Source organism: Kitasatospora sp. NPDC022856, from assembly GCF_055561235.1.
Genome location: NZ_JBVHHE010000015.1, coordinates 19,036 through 35,738, shown reverse-complemented (window position 1 = coordinate 35,738; position 16,703 = coordinate 19,036). Strand labels below are relative to the sequence as shown.

23 protein-coding genes are annotated in these 16,703 nt (G+C 74.6%); 15 read left to right on the top strand and 8 right to left on the bottom strand.

The window, feature by feature from the left end; genetic code table 11:
- Positions 1-96 precede the first annotated feature (96 nt).
- A complete protein-coding gene (locus ACZ34W_RS20235) occupies positions 97-1,053 on the top strand; it encodes a TIGR03557 family F420-dependent LLM class oxidoreductase (protein ID WP_352295459.1) in 957 nt (318 codons plus the stop codon).
- Between the two features lie 40 nt (positions 1,054-1,093).
- Here ACZ34W_RS20235 and ACZ34W_RS20230 read toward each other — a convergent pair whose 3' ends face one another.
- Positions 1,094-1,759 carry an HAD family hydrolase gene (locus tag ACZ34W_RS20230; RefSeq protein ID WP_329485637.1) on the bottom strand — a complete coding sequence of 222 codons (666 nt, stop codon included), beginning with the start codon at positions 1,757-1,759 and terminating at the stop codon, positions 1,094-1,096.
- Between the two features lie 114 nt (positions 1,760-1,873).
- Between ACZ34W_RS20230 and ACZ34W_RS20225 the strand changes: the two genes are divergently transcribed.
- The 10 genes from ACZ34W_RS20225 to ACZ34W_RS20180 all read left to right on the top strand — a co-directional run bounded on the left by ACZ34W_RS20225 (position 1,874) and on the right by ACZ34W_RS20180 (position 7,160).
- Entirely contained in the window at positions 1,874-2,302 is a 429-nt protein-coding gene (locus ACZ34W_RS20225; RefSeq protein WP_465605915.1) for an SDR family NAD(P)-dependent oxidoreductase, read from the top strand.
- A gap of 81 nt (positions 2,303-2,383) precedes the next feature.
- Positions 2,384-2,752 carry a low affinity iron permease family protein gene (locus ACZ34W_RS20220; protein ID WP_352295463.1) on the top strand — a complete coding sequence of 123 codons (369 nt, stop codon included), beginning with the start codon at positions 2,384-2,386 and terminating at the stop codon, positions 2,750-2,752.
- A gap of 172 nt (positions 2,753-2,924) precedes the next feature.
- On the top strand, positions 2,925-3,455 hold the full coding sequence (locus tag ACZ34W_RS20215) for a hypothetical protein (RefSeq protein WP_465605912.1): 531 nt from the start codon (positions 2,925-2,927) through the stop codon (positions 3,453-3,455).
- Between the two features lie 77 nt (positions 3,456-3,532).
- Positions 3,533-3,703 (top strand): hydrophobic protein, encoded by a 171-nt coding sequence (locus ACZ34W_RS20210; RefSeq protein WP_329485634.1) that lies wholly within the window; start codon positions 3,533-3,535, stop codon positions 3,701-3,703.
- Between the two features lie 223 nt (positions 3,704-3,926).
- Positions 3,927-4,403 (top strand): ferritin-like domain-containing protein, encoded by a 477-nt coding sequence (locus ACZ34W_RS20205; RefSeq protein WP_352295512.1) that lies wholly within the window; start codon positions 3,927-3,929, stop codon positions 4,401-4,403.
- A gap of 110 nt (positions 4,404-4,513) precedes the next feature.
- Positions 4,514-4,774: a DUF4235 domain-containing protein gene (locus ACZ34W_RS20200; RefSeq protein WP_329485633.1), complete on the top strand. Its 261-nt coding sequence runs from the start codon at positions 4,514-4,516 to the stop codon at positions 4,772-4,774.
- A 59-nt stretch (positions 4,775-4,833) separates the two neighbouring features.
- Positions 4,834-5,037: a hypothetical protein gene (locus ACZ34W_RS20195; RefSeq protein ID WP_465605910.1), complete on the top strand. Its 204-nt coding sequence runs from the start codon at positions 4,834-4,836 to the stop codon at positions 5,035-5,037.
- A 134-nt stretch (positions 5,038-5,171) separates the two neighbouring features.
- Positions 5,172-5,711: a hypothetical protein gene (locus ACZ34W_RS20190; RefSeq protein ID WP_465605908.1), complete on the top strand. Its 540-nt coding sequence runs from the start codon at positions 5,172-5,174 to the stop codon at positions 5,709-5,711.
- A 106-nt stretch (positions 5,712-5,817) separates the two neighbouring features.
- On the top strand, positions 5,818-6,135 hold the full coding sequence (locus tag ACZ34W_RS20185; RefSeq protein ID WP_465605905.1) for a hypothetical protein: 318 nt from the start codon (positions 5,818-5,820) through the stop codon (positions 6,133-6,135).
- Positions 6,132-7,160 (top strand): iron-containing redox enzyme family protein, encoded by a 1,029-nt coding sequence (locus ACZ34W_RS20180; RefSeq protein ID WP_465605903.1) that lies wholly within the window; start codon positions 6,132-6,134, stop codon positions 7,158-7,160. The genes ACZ34W_RS20185 and ACZ34W_RS20180 overlap by 4 nt, the downstream gene beginning before the upstream one ends.
- Here the strand turns inward: ACZ34W_RS20180 and ACZ34W_RS20175 are convergent.
- From ACZ34W_RS20175 to ACZ34W_RS20165, 3 genes are read right to left on the bottom strand one after another with little or no spacing between them, the layout of a single operon-like run.
- A complete protein-coding gene (locus tag ACZ34W_RS20175; protein ID WP_465605901.1) occupies positions 7,116-7,430 on the bottom strand; it encodes a CDGSH iron-sulfur domain-containing protein in 315 nt (104 codons plus the stop codon). The two genes, ACZ34W_RS20180 and ACZ34W_RS20175, sit on opposite strands and share 45 nt — an antisense overlap.
- Positions 7,414-8,070: a HemK2/MTQ2 family protein methyltransferase gene (locus ACZ34W_RS20170; RefSeq protein ID WP_329485626.1), complete on the bottom strand. Its 657-nt coding sequence runs from the start codon at positions 8,068-8,070 to the stop codon at positions 7,414-7,416. Before ACZ34W_RS20170 ends, ACZ34W_RS20175 begins: the two co-directional genes overlap by 17 nt.
- Positions 8,071-8,122: 52 nt before the next feature.
- The gene (locus ACZ34W_RS20165; RefSeq protein ID WP_465605898.1) at positions 8,123-9,211 is read right to left on the bottom strand and encodes a YihY/virulence factor BrkB family protein; all 1,089 of its coding nucleotides are present in this window, start codon (positions 9,209-9,211) and stop codon (positions 8,123-8,125) included.
- 299 nt (positions 9,212-9,510) lie between these two features.
- On the opposite strand from ACZ34W_RS20165, the gene ACZ34W_RS20160 reads away from it, so the two are divergent.
- Entirely contained in the window at positions 9,511-10,635 is a 1,125-nt protein-coding gene (locus ACZ34W_RS20160) for a carboxylate-amine ligase (RefSeq protein WP_465605896.1), read from the top strand.
- A gap of 292 nt (positions 10,636-10,927) precedes the next feature.
- Here the strand turns inward: ACZ34W_RS20160 and ACZ34W_RS20155 are convergent, their stop codons facing one another.
- The gene (locus ACZ34W_RS20155) at positions 10,928-12,523 is read right to left on the bottom strand and encodes a CYTH and CHAD domain-containing protein (RefSeq protein WP_465605894.1); all 1,596 of its coding nucleotides are present in this window, start codon (positions 12,521-12,523) and stop codon (positions 10,928-10,930) included.
- Positions 12,524-12,691: 168 nt separating this feature from the next.
- Between ACZ34W_RS20155 and ACZ34W_RS20150 the strand changes: the two genes are divergently transcribed.
- Entirely contained in the window at positions 12,692-13,090 is a 399-nt protein-coding gene (locus ACZ34W_RS20150; protein WP_329485622.1) for a nuclear transport factor 2 family protein, read from the top strand.
- Between the two features lie 81 nt (positions 13,091-13,171).
- On the opposite strand, the gene ku is transcribed toward ACZ34W_RS20150, so the two are convergent.
- From ku to ACZ34W_RS20135, 3 genes are all read right to left on the bottom strand, one after another.
- On the bottom strand, positions 13,172-14,257 hold the full coding sequence (gene ku / locus ACZ34W_RS20145; RefSeq protein ID WP_465605891.1) for a non-homologous end joining protein Ku: 1,086 nt from the start codon (positions 14,255-14,257) through the stop codon (positions 13,172-13,174).
- 215 nt (positions 14,258-14,472) lie between these two features.
- Positions 14,473-14,931: a DUF5709 domain-containing protein gene (locus ACZ34W_RS20140; RefSeq protein ID WP_465605889.1), complete on the bottom strand. Its 459-nt coding sequence runs from the start codon at positions 14,929-14,931 to the stop codon at positions 14,473-14,475.
- A 109-nt stretch (positions 14,932-15,040) separates the two neighbouring features.
- On the bottom strand, positions 15,041-15,205 hold the full coding sequence (locus ACZ34W_RS20135; protein WP_352295488.1) for a hypothetical protein: 165 nt from the start codon (positions 15,203-15,205) through the stop codon (positions 15,041-15,043).
- Between the two features lie 354 nt (positions 15,206-15,559).
- On the opposite strand from ACZ34W_RS20135, the gene ACZ34W_RS20130 reads away from it, so the two are divergent.
- Positions 15,560-15,868, top strand: a complete 309-nt coding sequence (locus ACZ34W_RS20130) for a hypothetical protein (protein ID WP_465605886.1) — start codon at positions 15,560-15,562, stop codon at positions 15,866-15,868.
- A gap of 95 nt (positions 15,869-15,963) precedes the next feature.
- A complete protein-coding gene (locus ACZ34W_RS20125) occupies positions 15,964-16,608 on the top strand; it encodes an SRPBCC family protein (RefSeq protein ID WP_465605884.1) in 645 nt (214 codons plus the stop codon).
- Positions 16,609-16,703 lie beyond the last annotated feature (95 nt).

The window sequence follows — 16,703 nt, the reverse complement described above, 5'->3', positions numbered from 1 at the left end:
CCCGATGCCCGGGCCCCGGCGCCCCGAACCACGGCGCCGGGGCCCGGGCATCGCCGGTCCGTGCCGCCACCGTCACCCGGAAGGACAGGTAGACCCATGACCGAGTACGGCTACTTCCTCTCCTGCGAGGAGTTCACCCCGGCCCAACTGCTCGACCAGGCCCGGCTCGCGGCCGAGGCCGGCTTCACCCGGCTGGCCGTCTCCGACCACTTCCACCCGTGGAACGACGCCCAGGGCAGCAGTCCGTTCGTCTGGTCGGTGATCGGCGCCCTCTCGCAGACCGTCGACCTGCCGGTCACCACCCTCGTGACGTGTCCGACGGTCCGCCTGCACCCGGCGGTCACGGCGCAGGCCGCCGCCACCTCCGCCGTCCTGCTGGGCGGGCGCTTCACGCTGGGCGTCGGTACCGGCGAGGCGCTCAACGAGCACGTGCACGGGGATCGTTGGCCCTCGTTCGACGAACGGGCCGAGATGCTGGAGGAGGCCCTGGAGGTGATGCGCAAGCTGTTCACCGGCGAGCAGGTGTCCCACCGCGGCCGGCACTACACCGTCGACAACGCCCGCCTCTACACCGTCCCCGCCGAGGCACCGCCGGTCTACGTCTCCGGCTTCGGGCCGAACGCCGCCGCCCTCGCGGGCCGGATCGGGGACGGCTTCGTCACCATGACCCCCGACCGCGACCTGGTCGGCGCGTTCCGTGCGGGCGGCGGCGCCGGCAAGCCGGTGATCGGCGGCGTGAAGGTCTGCTGGAACGACGACCGGGACAAGGCCGTCGACCTGGTGCACCGGCTCTGGCCGACCGAACTGCTGCCCGGCGAGCTCGCCCAACTCCTCCCCACCCCGGCCCACTTCGAGCAGGCCAGCGAACTGGTCACCCCCGAGATGGTGGCCGAGGCGGTGACCTGCGGCAACGACGTGGACGAGCACGTCGCGACGCTGCGGTCCTACGTCGACGCGGGTTTCGACGAGGTCTACGTCGGCCAGATCGGCCCCGACAACGAGGCCTTCTTCGACCACTACCGCCGCGAGGTCCTGCCGGCCCTCCCGCGCTGACGGGCCCGCACCGCGCCGGGGGCGCTGACGGACCGGTCCGTCAGCGCCCCCGGCCGAGCGCGCTGTCCGCCAGCCCCGCCAGCAGCGCCGCCACGTCCTCATGGACCTCCAGCGCCCCGGCGGCCCGCAGGTCCCGTTCGCTCCAGCCGCCGGACAGGACGGCGACGCACGGCACCTCGGCGGTCGCCGCGGCCTGCACGTCCCACGGGGTGTCCCCGACGAAGACCGCCTCCTCGGGCCGCGCGCCGGCCTTGTCGAGCGCCGCCCGGACGAGGTCGGGGGCGGGCTTGCTCGCGTCGACGTCGTCCGCACCGGTGACGGCGGCCACCACGTCGTCCGCGTCGAGGACTTCGCGCATCACTGCGAGGTCCCGCCCGGAGGCCGAACTCGCCAGCACCACCGTCCACCCCCGGGCGGCGACCGCGCGCAACAGCGCGGCCGCCCCGTCGAAGGGCCGCAGCACGGGCCAGAAGCGGGCGTAGAGCGCCTGGTGGGCCGCGCTCAGGTCACCGTCCCCGGACCGGTCCCGGTCCCGGCCGAGGACGTGGTCGAGCAGCTGGTCGCCCCCCATGCCGATCGACGCGTGGATGCGCGCCATCGCCGGGGTGTGCCCGTACTGCGCCAGCGCCTCGGCCCAGGCGAGGGTGTGCAGGTAGTTCGTGTCGAGGAGGGTGCCATCGACGTCGAACAGCGCTGTCGGTGCCATCGGGCGCCTCCTGTCCGTCACGGTTCGCTCCGCCGCCGACGCTACGGCGGCCCCGGGCCGAACGCGACCGGGCCGGGCGCGTTTGACCTGCGCGGCGCCGGACAGGCGACGGTCATGACTGCATCGAGGCGCACCGATCGGGCCGTGGTGGTGACCGGCGCGAGTGCCGGAATCGGGCGCGCCTGCGTCCGGGCCTTCGCCGAGCGGGGCGACCGGCTCGCGCTGGTCGCCCGCGGCCGGGCGGGCCTGGAAGCGGCGGCCGCGCAGGCCCGGGAGGCCGGTGCGACGGTGATCACGATCGAGGCCGACACCGCCGACCCCGACGCCGTCGAGACCGCCGCCGAGCGCGTCGAGAACGAACTCGGCCCCATCGACGTGTGGGTGAACGACGCCTTCACCTCCGTGTTCGCGCCCTTCACCGAGATCACCCCGGAGGAGTTCCGCCGCGTCACCGACGGGCGCGCGGGGCACGGCGCCGCGGCGCTCGTGGCGTCCCCCGGCGCGTCCCTCGGCCCGAGCCGTCCCGCCCGCCCGCTTCGGTGAGCCCGGGACGGTGGCCGGGCGACGGGTGGGCCCGCGTGCCGTCGCCCGTGTCCGCGCACGGCGGGTGATAGGCAGAGGGGCATGACCCTCTCACACCCCGCCGCCCGGAGCGACGGTGCACGCGGGCGGTTCGAGCGGCTCGCCGAGGCCGCCTCCAACCTCACCAGCTCCCCGGCGTTCTCCGTGTTCTGCGTCCTGCTGGTGGCCGCCTTCGTCGCGGTCCACGCGGCCGGACTGTCGACGGAGTGGCAGATCCTCGTCGGCGACACCATGACCGCGATCACCCTGCTCCTGCTGGCGCTGCTCAAGAACGCCGAGCGCCGCGCCGAACACGCCATCCAGCGCAAGCTCGACGCGATCGCCGCCGCCCTGCTCGAACAGCACGAGGGCCACGAGGGCGAGGCCCACCTGGCGCTCCGCGAGGCCATCCGGATGGAGGAGCGGCTCTGAACCCCCGCCCGGTCCGGGCGGCCACCGCGCCCCCGGCCCGGCCCGCCCGCCGGGCGGAGCCCCGCAGCGAGGGGCACCATGGGAGGAGTACCGCCGTTCGGCCCGGGCGCCCGCGACGCGGTCGCGAGGCACGCGAGCGCCGACCCGACAGACCCTCGCCCCTGGAGGTCACGTGAGGTCACCTCAACTCCTGGCCCAGCCCCTGGGCGTCTACCTGAACGACCACCTCACCGGAGCGTTCGGCGGCGCCGCACTCGCGCGCCGGATGGCCGACTCCCATGCCGACAGCCGGCGCGCCGCCGAACTGCGCGAGCTGGCCCGGCAGGTCGAGGAGGACCGCGACGAACTCGTCCGCATCATGAACCGGCTGGGCGTGCCGGTACGGCACTACCGCACCTGGCTGGGCATCGCCGGCGAACGCATCGGGCGGCTCAAGCCCAACGGCACCCTGGTCCACCGCGCCCCGCTGTCCGACCTGGTCGAGCTGGAGATGATGCGCACCGGGGTCGCGGGCAAGACCGCCCTCTGGCGCGCGCTGCGCGCCATCGCCGACGAGGAGCCCCGCCTCGACCGCGACGACCTGGACCGGCTCATCGCACGCGCCACCGACCAGGCCCGCACGCTGGACGGCTGGCACCGCCTGGTCAGCGCCGAGGTGCTCGCCGGGGGCGGCGCCGGATCCGGCGGGCCGGCGCCGCTCTGAACGCGGGGGCGTGGAACTCCGGACCGGGGGAAGACGCCTGCCACCACTGGTGACACCGACCTTGGAGGCTGTTCGGGATGGTTCCTCTGCTGCTCGTCCTGCTGCTGGTCCTGATCCTCTTCGGAGCCGGATTCGCGCTGAAGGCCCTCTGGTGGGTGGCCCTCGCGGTGCTGGTCATCTGGCTGCTCGGCTTCGTCGCGCGCGGCGCGAGCAGTTCGGGCGGCCGGGGCCGCTGGTACCGCTGGTAGACCTCGGGCCCGGCACCGGGCGCGGCCCGCCGCTCTCCGTGCCGGGCCTTGCCGCGGCCTTGCTGCGAACCGGTGGTGTCCGGAACGGGTGGGAATGTCCTCGCCCGTCCGGGGGAAGACGTGGCCCGGACCGTCCTTCCCCCCGACCCCTTGGGAGTGCACTGTGGCAGGCGACGACTTCGTCATCGACGTGAGCCGGATCCGGGACGAGGCCCGGAAGAAGATGGCCGAGGGCGCGGTGACCAGCACCTACGGCCTCGACACCGAGAAGGTGATCGCCGTTCTGAACGACGTGGTCGCCACCGAGGTGGTCTGCTGGCTGCGCTACACGCGGCACGCCATCTCGGCCACCGGCATCGACCGGGCCCAGGTGGCGGCCGAGTTCACCGAGCACGCCGCCGAGGAGATGCAGCACGCGCTGCGGGCCGCCGGACGCATCGCGCAGCTCGGCGGCGAGCCCGACTTCGACCCCAGCACCCTCGCCAGTCGTGCCCACACCGACTACACCACGCCGGACGAGAAGGACCTCACGGCGATGCTGGAGCACAACCTGCTGGCCGAACGCATCGTCATCTCCACCTACCAGGAGATCGCCCGCTGGCTCGGGGACCACGACCCGACCACCCGCCGCCTCATCGAGTCCATCCTCGAAGAGGAGGAGGAGCACGCCGACGACCTCACCGACCTGCTCGCCATCTGATTCCCGGCCGGCGGGCCGCCACCGGTGGATTGGCCGGCCCGCCGACGGACAGACGCACAGCATGGAACGGCCGACGGCCGACGGCGGTCGTGCGATCCGGGGAGACTGCGATGATCAAGATCCTCTACAAGCCGCTCGGGCTCCTGTTCGGCGTTCTCGGCGGGCTGATCGCGGGGGCCCTGTTCAGGCGCCTGTGGGCGCTCCTCGGGCACGAGGAGGACGCGCCGGAGGCCACCGACCAGGAGCGCACCTGGCGGGAGGTGCTGACCGCGGCCGCCCTGCAGGGAGCGCTGTTCGCCCTCGTGAAGGCCGCGGTGGACCGCGGCGGCGCGGTCGGCACCCGCCGCCTGACCGGCACCTGGCCCGACTGACCCGCGGCCCGGCGAAGCCGTCCGGGCACGGGCCGCCGGCGACACAGGAGGACAGACCCATGAAGGAGTTCGACCGCGAGCGGGCCCACCGGAAGTCCGAGGACCTCTCCCACCTCAAGGACGAGGTGGACGAGAAGAACACCGAGCACATCGATCGGGCCCGCCAGGTCCCGGGCGACGGCGGTGACCGCTCCGACGGCGGTGACCGCTCCGAGGACGGGGATGGCGACGCCGCCGAGCAGGCGTCGCGGCGGAGCGTCTGATCCGACCGCCCCCGGCCCTGCCCGATCGGGCAGGGCCGGGGGCGGTCCGCATGTTAGGGCCGCGGTCGGTCGGGTAGACGAGGCCCAGCGAGGGGAGGGCACCGGGGGCCGAACGGACCGAAGGGACTCCCGACATGCTGCTGCTCGGACTTCTGCTGATGGCCGCCGCCGGCGCGTTCACCGGCCTGCTGATCGCGGACAACCTCAACGGCGGGCCCGACTACCAGGTCTCCGTCCTCGGATCCGACCTGGTGACGCTCAACAGCCTGGCGATCTTCCTCGCCGGGGTGGCGCTCGCCCTGCTCTTCTGCCTCGGACTGGCCCTGATCGTCCTCGCCCGGCGGACCCGCCCGGTGCGGCTCGGCGCCCACCGCAGGGGCCGCCCGGAGGGCTACCCCGCTCCGGTCGAACCCGTCCCGTCGCGGCCGGTCGCGCCCGCGACGCCCGTCCAGCGCGACGACCCCCGCCGACCGGCCGACGCGGCCGGCCGACCCGAGCCCCAGACCTACGCGCTCGACCCGCAGGCCCTCACCCAGGAGCAGCAGGCCTACCCGCCCGAGCCGCAGACCTACGCGCGCGATCCGCGAGCCGTCGCGCCCGAACAGCCGCAGGAGGAGGAGCGGACCGCCGAGCCCGGACGGGGCGGCCGGATCCGGCACCTCTTCGGCCACTGACCGCGTCCTGGTGACCCACGGCAGGCCACGATCCGCAGGTTAGCCGGCCCGCATCGCGGGCACCCGCACCGGCGGACATGAACGGCTACGCGAGGAGACAGACGCGATGGAGCGGCGGGACCAGGTGGCGTTGGCCGGAGTCGACGGCGGCATCGGCGGTACGGGCAGCCACGGTCGCGAATTGGTGGCTCTGGTGCGACGGCTCGGGCTCGGGCTGCGCAGCCGGGGCTGGGAGATGGTGCGCGGGGTACGCCCGCGCACGGTGCTGGGCCTGGGACTGGCCTCGCTCGCCCTGCTGGCGGTCGGGTTGCTGCCCGCCCCGGCGACGGTCTTCTGGGCGTTCACCGGCGGCTGGGCGCTGATCCTCGCGGCGTCCTTCGCCGTGCTGCGCCTGTGCGCCGAGGGCCACCGGAGCGGACGGTGAACGCCCTGCCGCGGTCCCGCGGCCCGCTCTCCGAGGCGGTGCTCGACCTCGTCACCGCCGGACCGCCCGCTGCGGGGCGGCTCCTGACCGAACCGGGCCCGCTCACCGACCCGTGGGGCGAGGACCACCAGCTCGCCCTCCACCTCTGCTACGAACTCCACGACCGGGGCCTGCCGGGCGTCGACCCCGAGTGGGAGTGGGATCCCGGCCTGCTCGCCCTCCGCCGCGACCTGGAGCGGGCCTTCCTGGCGGCTGTGCGCGCCGAGGTGGAGCCCGTACGGCCGCTGCCGGAGGCGCTGGAGAGCCTGCTGACCGAGCCGCCGGACGGCTCCGGGCCCTCGCACTTCCTGCTCGCCGAGGGCGAGCGCTGGCAGGCCCGTGAGTACCTGGTGCACCGCTCGGTCTACCACCTCAAGGAGGCCGACCCGCAGCTGTGGCTGGTGCCCCGGGTGCACGGTCCGGCGCAGGCGGTCCTGATGGCGATCGCCTACGACGAGTACGGCGCCGGGCGCCCGGACCGCGCGCACGCGCTGCTGTTCGCGCGGATGATGGCCGACCTGGGCCTCGACCCCGAGTACGGCCACTACATCGACCTGGTCCCCGCGCCCGCGCTGGCCGTGGTCAACCTGATGATGCTCTTCGGCCTGCACCGGGCGCTGCGCGGCGCGGGGGTCGGCCACTTCGCGGCCCTGGAGGTCACCTCCTCGCCCGGCTCGGCCCGGCTCGCCACCGCGCTGGAGCGGCTCGGCGCGGGGCCGGACGGCACGCTCTTCTACCGCGAGCACATCGAGGCGGACGCCGTCCACGAGCAACTGGTGCGGCGTGGCGTGGTCGAGGAACTGGTCTGCGCCGAGCCCGGGTTGGCGGCCGACATCGCCTTCGGGGTGGCCGCCGCCGGGGCGGTCGACGACCGGTTCGCCCTCCATCTGCTCGACCACTGGCGGGCCGGCCGCAGCTCACTGCGCTCACCCCTGCCCGACTCACCCCTGCCCGGCGGCGTCGGCGCGGCCCCCTCCCGCGGCTGAGCCCTCCCCGAGCGAGCCCTCCCCGGCGGCGCGCTCCCCGGCCGGGACCGAGTCCGGCCGGGGAGCGCGCCGCCGTCGGTGGCTGGTGTCGCAGAACGGGTAGCGGCGGCTCCGCCGGCAGGCGCAGAGCGCCACCACCGGCCGCTCCGAGCGCCGCACGGTGCCGTCCGGCAGTGTGACCTCGACGGGGCCCTCGACCAGCAGCGGCCCGCCCGCCACGATCGTCACCCGGGTGAAGTCGGCCGCGCGCGGCTCACCGCTGCCGGACACCGCGCACCACCGCCAGGTCCTCCGCGCGTTCGCCGGGCGCGATCAGCCCCAGCCGTTCGAACAGGCCGGCGCGCGCCGTCATCACCGGGCCGAACGCCTGGCGCCGCCGCGCGGCCACCGAGGCGCGCAGCCCGGACCGCCGCAGCGCGGTCAGCGTCGCCGGGACGTCCGCCAGGGAGGACTGCACGATCAGGAGCACCCCGCCGGGAGCGAGCAGGCGGGGCGCCTCGCGGCAGATCCGGTCCAGCACCAGTCGCCCGTCCCGCCCCGCGTCCCAGGCCAGGGCCGGCCCGCGCCCCGGAGCGTCCGCGGCGTCGTCGACCGGCACGTACGGCGGATTGGCGGTGATGAGGTCGAACCGTTGCCCGGCGACAGGACGCAGCAGGTCCCCGCGGCGCAGCCGGACGCGACGCCGGTGCAGCCGGGTGTTCAGCCAGGCGGCCGCGACGGCGCGGCCCGACAGGTCCACGGCGGTGACCCGGGCGCCGGACCCGGCGGCGGCCAGTGCCACCGCCCCCGTGCCGGTCCCGACATCGAGTACCCGGCTGGTGGGGCCCAGCGGCTCGCGGCGCAGGCTGGAGATGAGCAGTTCGGTGTCGCCCTGGGGCGGATAGACGCCCGGCGGTCTGATCAACAGCATGCCGGGCGGCTGCCCGGATCAGCGCCGCCCACACCTCGCCGGCCCGCTCGGCCTACCGTTGTCCCCCGTCCTCCGGGGGCGCCTCCTCCTCCTTCTCCTCGGGCCAGGTGCTGGTGTCACGCGGGGTGACGTAGGGCTCCCGGTCCTTGGGGAAGCCACCGGCGATGGCCCGCTGACGGGAGAGCTCGGCATCGAACTCCAGGCCGAGCAGGATCGCGAGATTGGACAGCCAGAGCCAGACCAGGAAGACGATCACGCCGGCGAGGGTGCCGTACGTCCGGTTGTAGGACGAGAAGTTGGCGACGTACACGGCGAAGCCCGCCGAGGCGGCCAGCCAGATCAGCACCGACAGGACGCTGCCGGGGGTGACCCAGCGGAAGCCGCGGCCGCGGACGTTGGGCGCGGCCCAGTACAGGACCGCGATCATCAGGATCACCAGCACCACCAGGACGGGCCACTTGGCGTAGGACCACACCCGTAGCGCGGTGCTGCCCAGCCCGAGCGCGCGGCCGACCCGGTCCGCGATCGGCCCGGTGAAGACCACGATGACCGCGCTCGCGGCGAGCAGCACCATGAGGAGGAGGGTCAGCCCCAACCGCAGCGGCGTGACCTTCCAGATCGGGCGCCCCTCGGCGATGTCGTAGACGGCGTTGGCGGCGCGGATGAAGGCGCCGAACCCGGAGGCCGCCCAGAGCGCGGCCACCAGGCCCAGCACGGCGAGGACCGAGCTCGGGCCGCTGTTGTCCCTGAGCTGGTCGACGGCGTTGCGCAGGATGTCCCGGGCCGGGCCCGGTGTGAGGTGCTGGAGGTTGTCGAGGATCGCGTCGGTCGCGGAGCGGCCGATCACACCCAGCATCGCCACCAGGACGAGCAGGGCGGGGAAGATCGCCAGCACCCCGTAGTAGGTGAGCGCCGCCGCCCGGTCGGGGAGCTCGTCCGCGAGGAACTCCCCGCCGGTGCGGCGCACGACGGCCCGCCACGAGCGGCGGGGCAGATCGGACGGGCTCCGCGGGGCGGCGGGGGCGCTGTCCGGTCCGGCCGGCTCGGGGCCGGTGTCCGGTCCGGAGCGGCCGGTCGGCCCGGGCGGGGGTGGGGTCTCGGGGCCGTCGGACGGGTGGGTGGGCTCGGGCGCGGGTTCCATGCGGCGCGCCTGCCCCGGACCGGCTCCCTCAACCGCTGCGGCCGCCCCGCTGGTGCCGGCGGCCGCGGCGCGTGCGGGAAGCCCTGCTTCCGGACAGGTTCCCTCCCGGCCGGGCGGCATGGCCCGCCCCTGCCTGGGCAGGTTCTCTGAGCACGGCAGGTGGCCGGCTCCACGAGCCGGCGATCGTGCGTGGCCCTCGTCCTGCCTCGTGGCCCCGTCTCCTGACCGACTCCGACTGGCCTCCTTCCTGCTGGCCCTCCTCCTGTTCCTACTGGCCCTCTTTGCGACTGGAGAGACCGATGGCGATGACCGGCTCCGCCCCCGGGGACTCCCCGCTCACCTTCGGTGTCGAGGAGGAGTTCCTGCTGGCCGACACCCGCAGCCGGGCCGCCGCGCCCCGGGCGGCCGAGGTCATCGCCGACGCGCGGCCGGTCCTGGGCCCGCGCGTGCAGGGCGAGTTCTTCGCGAGCCAGCTGGAGATCCGTACCGACCCGGCGTCGACCTCCGCCGACCTCCGCGCGCAACTGGCGGCCGGCCGGCAAGCGGTGGCGGCCGTCGCGGCCCGGCACGACTGCCTGCTGGTGGCGTCGGCCACGGCGCTGCTCACCCGCCACCCGCTGCCGATCACCGACGCCCCCCGGTACCGGGAGATCGCCCGGCACATCGGCCCGCTCGCGACCGGCGCCGGCGGAGGCGAGCTGAGCGGCCTCCACGTGCACCTCGGCACCTTCGACCGGGCCGAGGCGCTCCGGCTGAGCCACCGCCTGCGCCCGTGGCTGCCGGTGCTCCAGGCGCTGATGGTCAACTCCCCCTTCGCCGACGGCCGGGACCGCAACTGCGCCAGCTGGCGCGCCCTGCAGTACGGGCGGTGGCCCACCGTCGGCCCCGCGCCGGTGCTCGACGAGCGGGGCTACGACGCACTGGCCGACCGGCTGGTCACCGACGGCACCGTCCTGGACCGGCGGATGATCTACTGGTACGCGCGCCCGTCGGAGCACCTGCCGACCCTGGAGATCCGGGTCGCCGACGTCAACGCCGACCTCGACGCCACCCTGTTGTTCGCCGTGCTGCTGCGCGGCCTCGCGAGCTCGCTGCTGTACGAGGCCGAGCGGGACGCCCCGGCACCGGACGTCACCGACGCCCAGCTGGCCGCGGCCCACCGGCAGGCCGCCCTGCACGGCCTGCGGGGGACGGGCGTCGACCCGTCCGGAACGTCCCGCCCGATGATCCAGCTCCTCCACCTGCTGCTGCGCCGCGGCACCCCCGGCCTGGAGGCCCACGGTGACCTCGCCGAGGCCCGCGCACTCCTCGGCGCCGTCCTCGCCACCGGCACCGGAGCCGAACGGCAGCGTGTCTTCCACCGCCGCCACGGCTCGCTCCACCACGTGGTGGACGGCCTCGCCGCCCTGACCGCCCGCGCCTGAGGGGCCCCGGCCCCGAAGGCCCGGAGAGCCTCGGGGAAGCCCCGCCGGGGCGTCCTCCGGCCTGCTCCCGGGCGTCCGGCAGGACGTCAGCGTCGGCGGTAGGTTCTCCGCGGTGACCTTGATGGAGACAGGGGGCCTGACGTCCATGACGGACGGGGCGCGGATCCGCTGGACAGCGCTGGGCGACACGACTCGGACGCCGCCCGTGGTCATGCTCCACGGGGGCCGGGCCTTCCGGACCAGCTGTGCGAACGCGACCAGGCCGGACCGGGGGACAGGCCCGGATGGCCGGTCAGTGCCGGAGCTTGTGCCAGGTGCGGCGGGCGGTGGCGAGTTGCTCTCCGGTCCCGGCGCGTTGGAGGGCGTACAACAGGCCGTAGCCGAAGGTGGGCTGGCCGGCGTCGCCCGCGGCGGCCGCCACCGGGAGGAGGGCCTGTTCGGCGACGACGCCGTCCTGATGGGCGCCGAGAGCCTTCTGGATCCGCTTCATGCGCTTGCCGAAGCGTCGGCCGGCCGTACCGGCCAGCGGCGACAGGCTCTCCGCGGTGTAGCGGGCGCGCTTGGCCGCCTTGCGGGCGCGGTGCAGCGCCTGGTCACGGTCGGTACCGGCGGGCAGGTCCAGCGCGCCGCGCAGCCGTCGCCCGGTACGCCGCTGCTCGCGCTTCAGCGCGCGGCGGGCCTGCCCGGCGCCCCGCTCGGCGCGTGCCCGCAGGGGCGGCGCCGCGGCGAATTCGTCGAGGGCGTCGAGCAGCGCGTAGTACCGGCGCCCGTCCATCGTGTGGACGGCGGCGCGGTGGGCGCGGGCGTAGCGGTGGTCGAACCAGGCGGAGATCCGCTCGGCGACCTCCCCGGGCCGGGCCACCGGCGGCAGGTCCCCCGCCTGGGTGCCGAGCCGTTCGCCGAGGACTTCGGCGTCCCGGGCCTTCCCCAGCACCTTCCCGAGCCAGCGCAGTTCCTCGGCGAGGTGGTCGGTGGTGGCGCGGTCCAGCAGGCGGCGGTGCGCGGTGAGCGCGCTGCGCAGCCGGCGGACGCTCACCCGCATCCGGTGCACCGAGTCGGGCCGGTCCAGGCGGACGGCCGGGTCGAGGTCGTGGAGCGTCGCCGTCTGCTCCCGCAGGTAGGCGGTGAGGACGGCGCCGACCGACCCGGCGGGCGGCACGGTGGGCCGCCGGTCCGGTGGCAGGCGGTCGGCCAGCAGCCGGCCGAGCTTGGACGGCGCGGCCGTCCGGCGGAGTCCGTCCTCGCGCAGCCGGCGATCGACCGCGTCGAGGAGGTCGGGCCCGCCGTCGACCAGTTCCACCTCGGTCTCGGTCCAGGTGACGAGTTCGGTGCGCGGCCCGGACCCGTCGGGCCGGGCCGCCGCCTGCGGGCCCCGGGGCCGGCTCTCGTCGAGGTCCTGGCCCTCGTCGAGGTCCTGGCCCTCGTCCAGGAGTCGGCCCGGGTCGAGGATCTGGGCGGACACCTCGTCCTGGGCCAGTTCGGCCAGGGTGCGGTGTCCGGCGTCGAGCAGCAGGGTCCGGTCCCGGCGGGTGCGCAGGTGGGCGACCGGCGCCAGCCGGCTGCCCCGGGCGGCGCCGCGGGTGCGGGTCACCAGCTCCTCCGGGGGCCGGCGGGCCGTCCCCGCTTCGAGTGGAAGCCGCAGCTCGGTGCGGTGCCCGTCGGGGTGCGGGATCTTGAGGTGCCAGCCCGCGTCGTGCCCGCCGGTCCGCCTGCGCACGGTGATGCCGGCGCGCAGGAGCCGCAGGTCGGGCGTGTCGTAGTAGACCGCGTCCAGGATCTCCGCGGTGCCGGCTACGATCTCGGCCACGCCCGGCAGCCCGTCGGGGGCCAGCGCCCGGCTCGGGGCTCCGTCGTAGCTCTGTTCGGTCTCCTCGTGGACAGTCGCCATGGAGGTCGCCTGCCCGGATCGGGCGCACTCAATCGCGCGGTCCCGGTGGTCCGGAGGCCCTGTCCGGACCCGCCGGATACAGACCCGCCGCGAGCCCGGGCGCCCCGAGCGGTGGCGGCCTGCCGAAACCGGCGGTGCGCGGCGGCCCGCCGGTGCTAGCGTCGCGCCATGTCCAAGGCTGAGATCGACACGCTGACCGCCGAGTTCTTCGGGTCCTTCGACAACCGGGAGGGCCGGGCCGCCGATGTCGCCCGGGTCCGCCGGCTGATGATCCCGGGCGGCGTGATCGTCCTGACCGGTCCGGCGTTCACGGTGTACACCGTGGAGGAGTTCGTCGAGCCCCGCGAGCGGCTGCTGACCGAGGGCCGGCTGGTCGAGTTCTCCGAGTGGGAGGTCTCCGAACGCACCGAGATAGCGGGCGACATCGCTTCACGGTTCGGCGAGTACCGCAAGTCCGGGATCCTGGACGGAGAGCCCTTCGAGGGCGGCGGCACCAAGACCATCCAGTTCGTCCGGACCCCGGAGGGCTGGCGGATCGCGGCGTTCTCCTGGTTCGACGCGGTCTGAGCGCGGTGGTGGTCTGAGTAAGGGGACGGCCCGCGCGCGGGGGCGGCCGGGCCGGGACGGCCGTGGTACCGCCCGAGGGCGTCAGGAGACCGCCTTGAGCCGGCGGCCGGACCGCGCCTTGCCGACGGCCTCCTGCAACTCCTCACGGTTCATGGTGGAACGGTGGGGGATGTCCAGCTCGGTGGCCAGCTTGTAGAGCCCGGCCTTGGTGAGCTCGGACAGCTCCGACGCCTCGGCCGCGCCGGCGGGCTTCGAGGTGGAGCCGCCGGAGGCGGTGCTCTTCTTTCCACCGGTCTTCTTTCCACCGGTCTTCGCGGGTGCCCGGTCCTTATCGGAGGACGCGGTGCTCCGGGAGGACTTCCTCGTCGCCTCCGCGGAGTCGCCCTTGCCGGCGCTGTCGAGGCTGCGGCGCAGGGCGTCCATGAGGTCGATGACGTTGGTGGCCTCGGGGGCCGGGCCGCTGGACACGGCGATCTCGCGGCCGGCGAGCTTGTCCTCGATGAGCTGTTTGACCTGGTCCTCGTAGGTGTCGTGCCACTCGCCCGGGTCCCAGTCGACGGCGAGCATGCCGATGAGCTGCTCGGCGGTCTTGATCTCCTGGGTGGACAGCTCGACCTTCTCGGGGAGGTCGTCGATCTCCCGGCGCGGGTCGCGGACCTCGTCGGCGAAGTGCATGGTGTGCAGTTCCAGCAGGCCGTTCTCGGAGCGGATGGCGGTCAGGTACTCCTTGCCGCGCATCGCGAACATCGCCAGTCCGACCTTGCCCGCGTGGTCGAGGGACTCCACGAGGAGGGCGTAGACCTTCTGGTACTCCTTGCCCTTGGGGCCGAGGTAGTAGGTCTTGTCGAAGAAGATCGGGTCCACCTCGGCGAGGTCGACGAAGCCGGCGATGTCGATGGTGCGTGAGCGGCCGGGGGAGATCTGCTCCAGCTCGTCCGGCTCCACGACGACGTACTCGCCCTCGGCGACCGGGTAGCCCTTCACGATCTCGCCGAAGTCGACCTCCCTGCCGGTACGCTCGTTGACCCGCTTGTTGCGGACGCGGTCCGAGGTGCCGCGCTGCAGCTGGTGGAAGCGCACGTCGTGGGACTGCGTCGCGGTGTACAGGGAGACGGGAACGGTGACCAGGCCGAAGGTCAGGACTCCGGTCCACACGGGTCGGGCCATGGCGGCTGTCCTCTCTCGCCCCCGTCGGCGGCCCGCCGGCGTCCGCGCCGGGCCGGTGCTCCGCGTGCGGTGACGGGCCTGCGGGCGCCGCCGCCTACTGGGCCCCGCCCGGAGGCACGACGACGCCCTACCTGGTGTGTGGACAGCCGCTCACCTGCTCAAACCCCGACGGGACAGGTATGACGGGCCGTGTTCGATCCCGCTGCCCAGCGTGCTCACTCCTCGTCGGGCACGATGTGCATGGCCGCCTCCTCGGCGCCCGCGGCGCCGCCGTCGATGCCGACGTCGGAGGCGAACATGCCCTTGGTGGTGTGCGCGTGAGCCCCCTCGTCCGGTGCGACGAGCCGTCCCGCCCGACGGTCGCCGGCCTCGGCGTCCAGCAGCTCGCCCTCCCCGCCCGGCAGGTCGCCGATGCCGTCGCCCTCGCCGTCGGCGACCTCGGGCAGCTCCCGGGCCAGCCGGGCGTCGAGGCTCTCGCCCTCGCGCTGTTCCGCCGGGGTGGTTCCCGCGCCGGTCACGCCGAGCGGCTTCTCCGGCGGTGAGTACCCCTCGTCGAGGATGTCGTCGTACGTGCGCTCGTCCAGTGCGTCCTGGAGGTCGAGCGGCGTCGCGTCCTCCTGCTCGTCGTCGCCGACGGGCTGGTAGACGTCGTCACCCCTGCTGTGGTCAACCATGAACAACTCCTGACTCCTGTGGTCCGGGGCTGGGAACCGGACGCGCCGGCTGCCCGGGGCGCCCACCCCCTGGTGCGAAGTGGGGCGCGCGCCCCGGTCTGAGCCCCTGTCAGGGCGCCTGGGTGTCCGCCGCCGGCGGCTCGGGCTCCTCGTCGTCGCCGTCCTCCGCCTTGGCGCGGACGTCCGCCGGGGTGGGGGCCACGATCGAGCGCTCCTCGGCGGACCGCTCGCGGGTCTCCTCGTCCGGCTCCTCGGTGTCGTCGGGTGTGGTCATGGCCGCGGTCCTCTCTTCGGTGTGTCCGACAGCAGTACCAAGCGCTTGCCCGGAGTGCCTGCTCCCACGCCGGGTGTGATCCCGCTCAAGCGAGCTATATGGTCAAGGTTTTGTTAGAAGCTATCACTAACACTATTGACCCTCAGGGTCGTTCTGCGTTACAACTTCTAACGAACACGTGAGCATCTATCTATCTCAGCCTGGCATGCGTGGTGCCGCCGTGCACTCCGCCGATCCAAGGAGACCCTCATGGCCGCCACGGTCCAGTCGCCCCACGCCCGCGAAGACCGGCAAGAAGACCGGCACGAAGGTCGGCGTGGAGGTCGGCGTGGAGACCGGCCCGTCCCGAGGTCGGTGACGTTCGCCGCCTGGGCGGTTTCGCTGCTGGTGGTGGGCCAGTTCGCGCTGCTCGCCGTCCTCCCGGTGGTGCTCGCCCTCGTCGGCGCCCTCCGGTCCGTCCGTGACCGGGCGGTGCGGCGGGCGGTCTTCCTGCTCGCCGCCGTGTACGCCGCCCCACTGGTGGTGTGGCTGGTCCGGCCCGACGGGGCGCAGAGCCTGTCCAAGGACATGCACCCCGGGTTCGCCGGGCTGATCGTGGCGGCGTCCGCCGCCCTCCTCGCCACCCTCCACCGGGCCCGGAAGCAGCGCCGCCCCGGCCGGTGACGTGCCCCACCGAACACCGCCCGCCGCGCCGGGCCCGACGCCCGCCGCGCACCCGATGGGCCATGTCCGCCTTACGACCGATCAAGGGGATTCCCATGTCCGGCATTCGCGGCACCGGCCTCCGTGCCGCCCTGTGCACCGTCCCGCTCGTCGTCGGCCTGCTCGGCGCGGCCGCCCTGCCCGCCGGGGCCGCCACCGGGCCCGGCTCCCGGCCCGGTGCGTCCCTGACCTGCGGCGGGAAGGGCGTCGACCCCGACGCACTCGTCCGCCACCGGACCGAGACCATGATCCACGCGCCGCTGGGCGTCGTCTGGACGCTGCAGACCGACGTGGAGCGCTGGCCGGCCTGGCTGCCCCCCGTCACGACGGCGGACCGCCTCGACGACGGCCCGCTCCGCAGGGGTTCGGCCTTCCGGTGGACGACGCCGGTGCCCCCGAACCCCTCGACCCCCGCCACCAACCTGGTGATCACCTCGACCGTCGAGCAGCTCAAGCGCGACTCCTGCATCCGCTGGACCGGCCCCGCGATCGGTGCGGGCCTGCACATCGACGGCGTCCACGTGTGGAGCTTCGTCAAGGTCAGGGGCGGTGTCCTGGTGCGCACCGAGGAGACCCACATCGGGCCCCAGGTCGATGCGAACGTGCCCGCCGCGACCGAGATCCTCGCGCAGGGCCTCGAATCCTGGCTGCGCGACCTGAAGGGCACCGCCGAGGCCCGAGCGCACGGCCTGTCGTCCTGAGCGGCCGTACGAGCTCGGCCGTACTGAGCCTGCCGGCGAACCGCCGTCCGGCCCGCGCTCCGGAGCGCGGGCCGGACGGCGGTCGCGTGTCCGGC

What these genes read in the sequence shown, in the direction of transcription:
- ACZ34W_RS20190 (WP_465605908.1), top strand. Translation starts at nt 5,172, where the DNA reads ATGCTGCTGCTCGGACTTCTGCTGATGGCCGCCGCCGGCGCGTTCACC.
- ACZ34W_RS20170 (WP_329485626.1), bottom strand. Translation starts at nt 8,070, where the DNA reads ATGCTGTTGATCAGACCGCCGGGCGTCTATCCGCCCCAGGGCGACACC.
- ACZ34W_RS20135 (WP_352295488.1), bottom strand. Translation starts at nt 15,205, where the DNA reads ATGACCACACCCGACGACACCGAGGAGCCGGACGAGGAGACCCGCGAG.
- ACZ34W_RS20210 (WP_329485634.1), top strand. Translation starts at nt 3,533, where the DNA reads ATGGTTCCTCTGCTGCTCGTCCTGCTGCTGGTCCTGATCCTCTTCGGA.
- ACZ34W_RS20230 (WP_329485637.1), bottom strand. Translation starts at nt 1,759, where the DNA reads ATGGCACCGACAGCGCTGTTCGACGTCGATGGCACCCTCCTCGACACG.
- ku (WP_465605891.1), bottom strand. Translation starts at nt 14,257, where the DNA reads ATGGCCCGACCCGTGTGGACCGGAGTCCTGACCTTCGGCCTGGTCACC.
- ACZ34W_RS20160 (WP_465605896.1), top strand. Translation starts at nt 9,511, where the DNA reads ATGGCGATGACCGGCTCCGCCCCCGGGGACTCCCCGCTCACCTTCGGT.
- ACZ34W_RS20235 (WP_352295459.1), top strand. Translation starts at nt 97, where the DNA reads ATGACCGAGTACGGCTACTTCCTCTCCTGCGAGGAGTTCACCCCGGCC.
- ACZ34W_RS20195 (WP_465605910.1), top strand. Translation starts at nt 4,834, where the DNA reads ATGAAGGAGTTCGACCGCGAGCGGGCCCACCGGAAGTCCGAGGACCTC.
- ACZ34W_RS20155 (WP_465605894.1), bottom strand. Translation starts at nt 12,523, where the DNA reads ATGGCGACTGTCCACGAGGAGACCGAACAGAGCTACGACGGAGCCCCG.
- ACZ34W_RS20125 (WP_465605884.1), top strand. Translation starts at nt 15,964, where the DNA reads ATGTCCGGCATTCGCGGCACCGGCCTCCGTGCCGCCCTGTGCACCGTC.
- ACZ34W_RS20225 (WP_465605915.1), top strand. Translation starts at nt 1,874, where the DNA reads ATGACTGCATCGAGGCGCACCGATCGGGCCGTGGTGGTGACCGGCGCG.
- ACZ34W_RS20165 (WP_465605898.1), bottom strand. Translation starts at nt 9,211, where the DNA reads ATGGAACCCGCGCCCGAGCCCACCCACCCGTCCGACGGCCCCGAGACC.
- ACZ34W_RS20220 (WP_352295463.1), top strand. Translation starts at nt 2,384, where the DNA reads ATGACCCTCTCACACCCCGCCGCCCGGAGCGACGGTGCACGCGGGCGG.
- ACZ34W_RS20200 (WP_329485633.1), top strand. Translation starts at nt 4,514, where the DNA reads ATGATCAAGATCCTCTACAAGCCGCTCGGGCTCCTGTTCGGCGTTCTC.
- ACZ34W_RS20185 (WP_465605905.1), top strand. Translation starts at nt 5,818, where the DNA reads ATGGAGCGGCGGGACCAGGTGGCGTTGGCCGGAGTCGACGGCGGCATC.
- ACZ34W_RS20205 (WP_352295512.1), top strand. Translation starts at nt 3,927, where the DNA reads ATGGCCGAGGGCGCGGTGACCAGCACCTACGGCCTCGACACCGAGAAG.
- ACZ34W_RS20140 (WP_465605889.1), bottom strand. Translation starts at nt 14,931, where the DNA reads ATGGTTGACCACAGCAGGGGTGACGACGTCTACCAGCCCGTCGGCGAC.
- ACZ34W_RS20150 (WP_329485622.1), top strand. Translation starts at nt 12,692, where the DNA reads ATGTCCAAGGCTGAGATCGACACGCTGACCGCCGAGTTCTTCGGGTCC.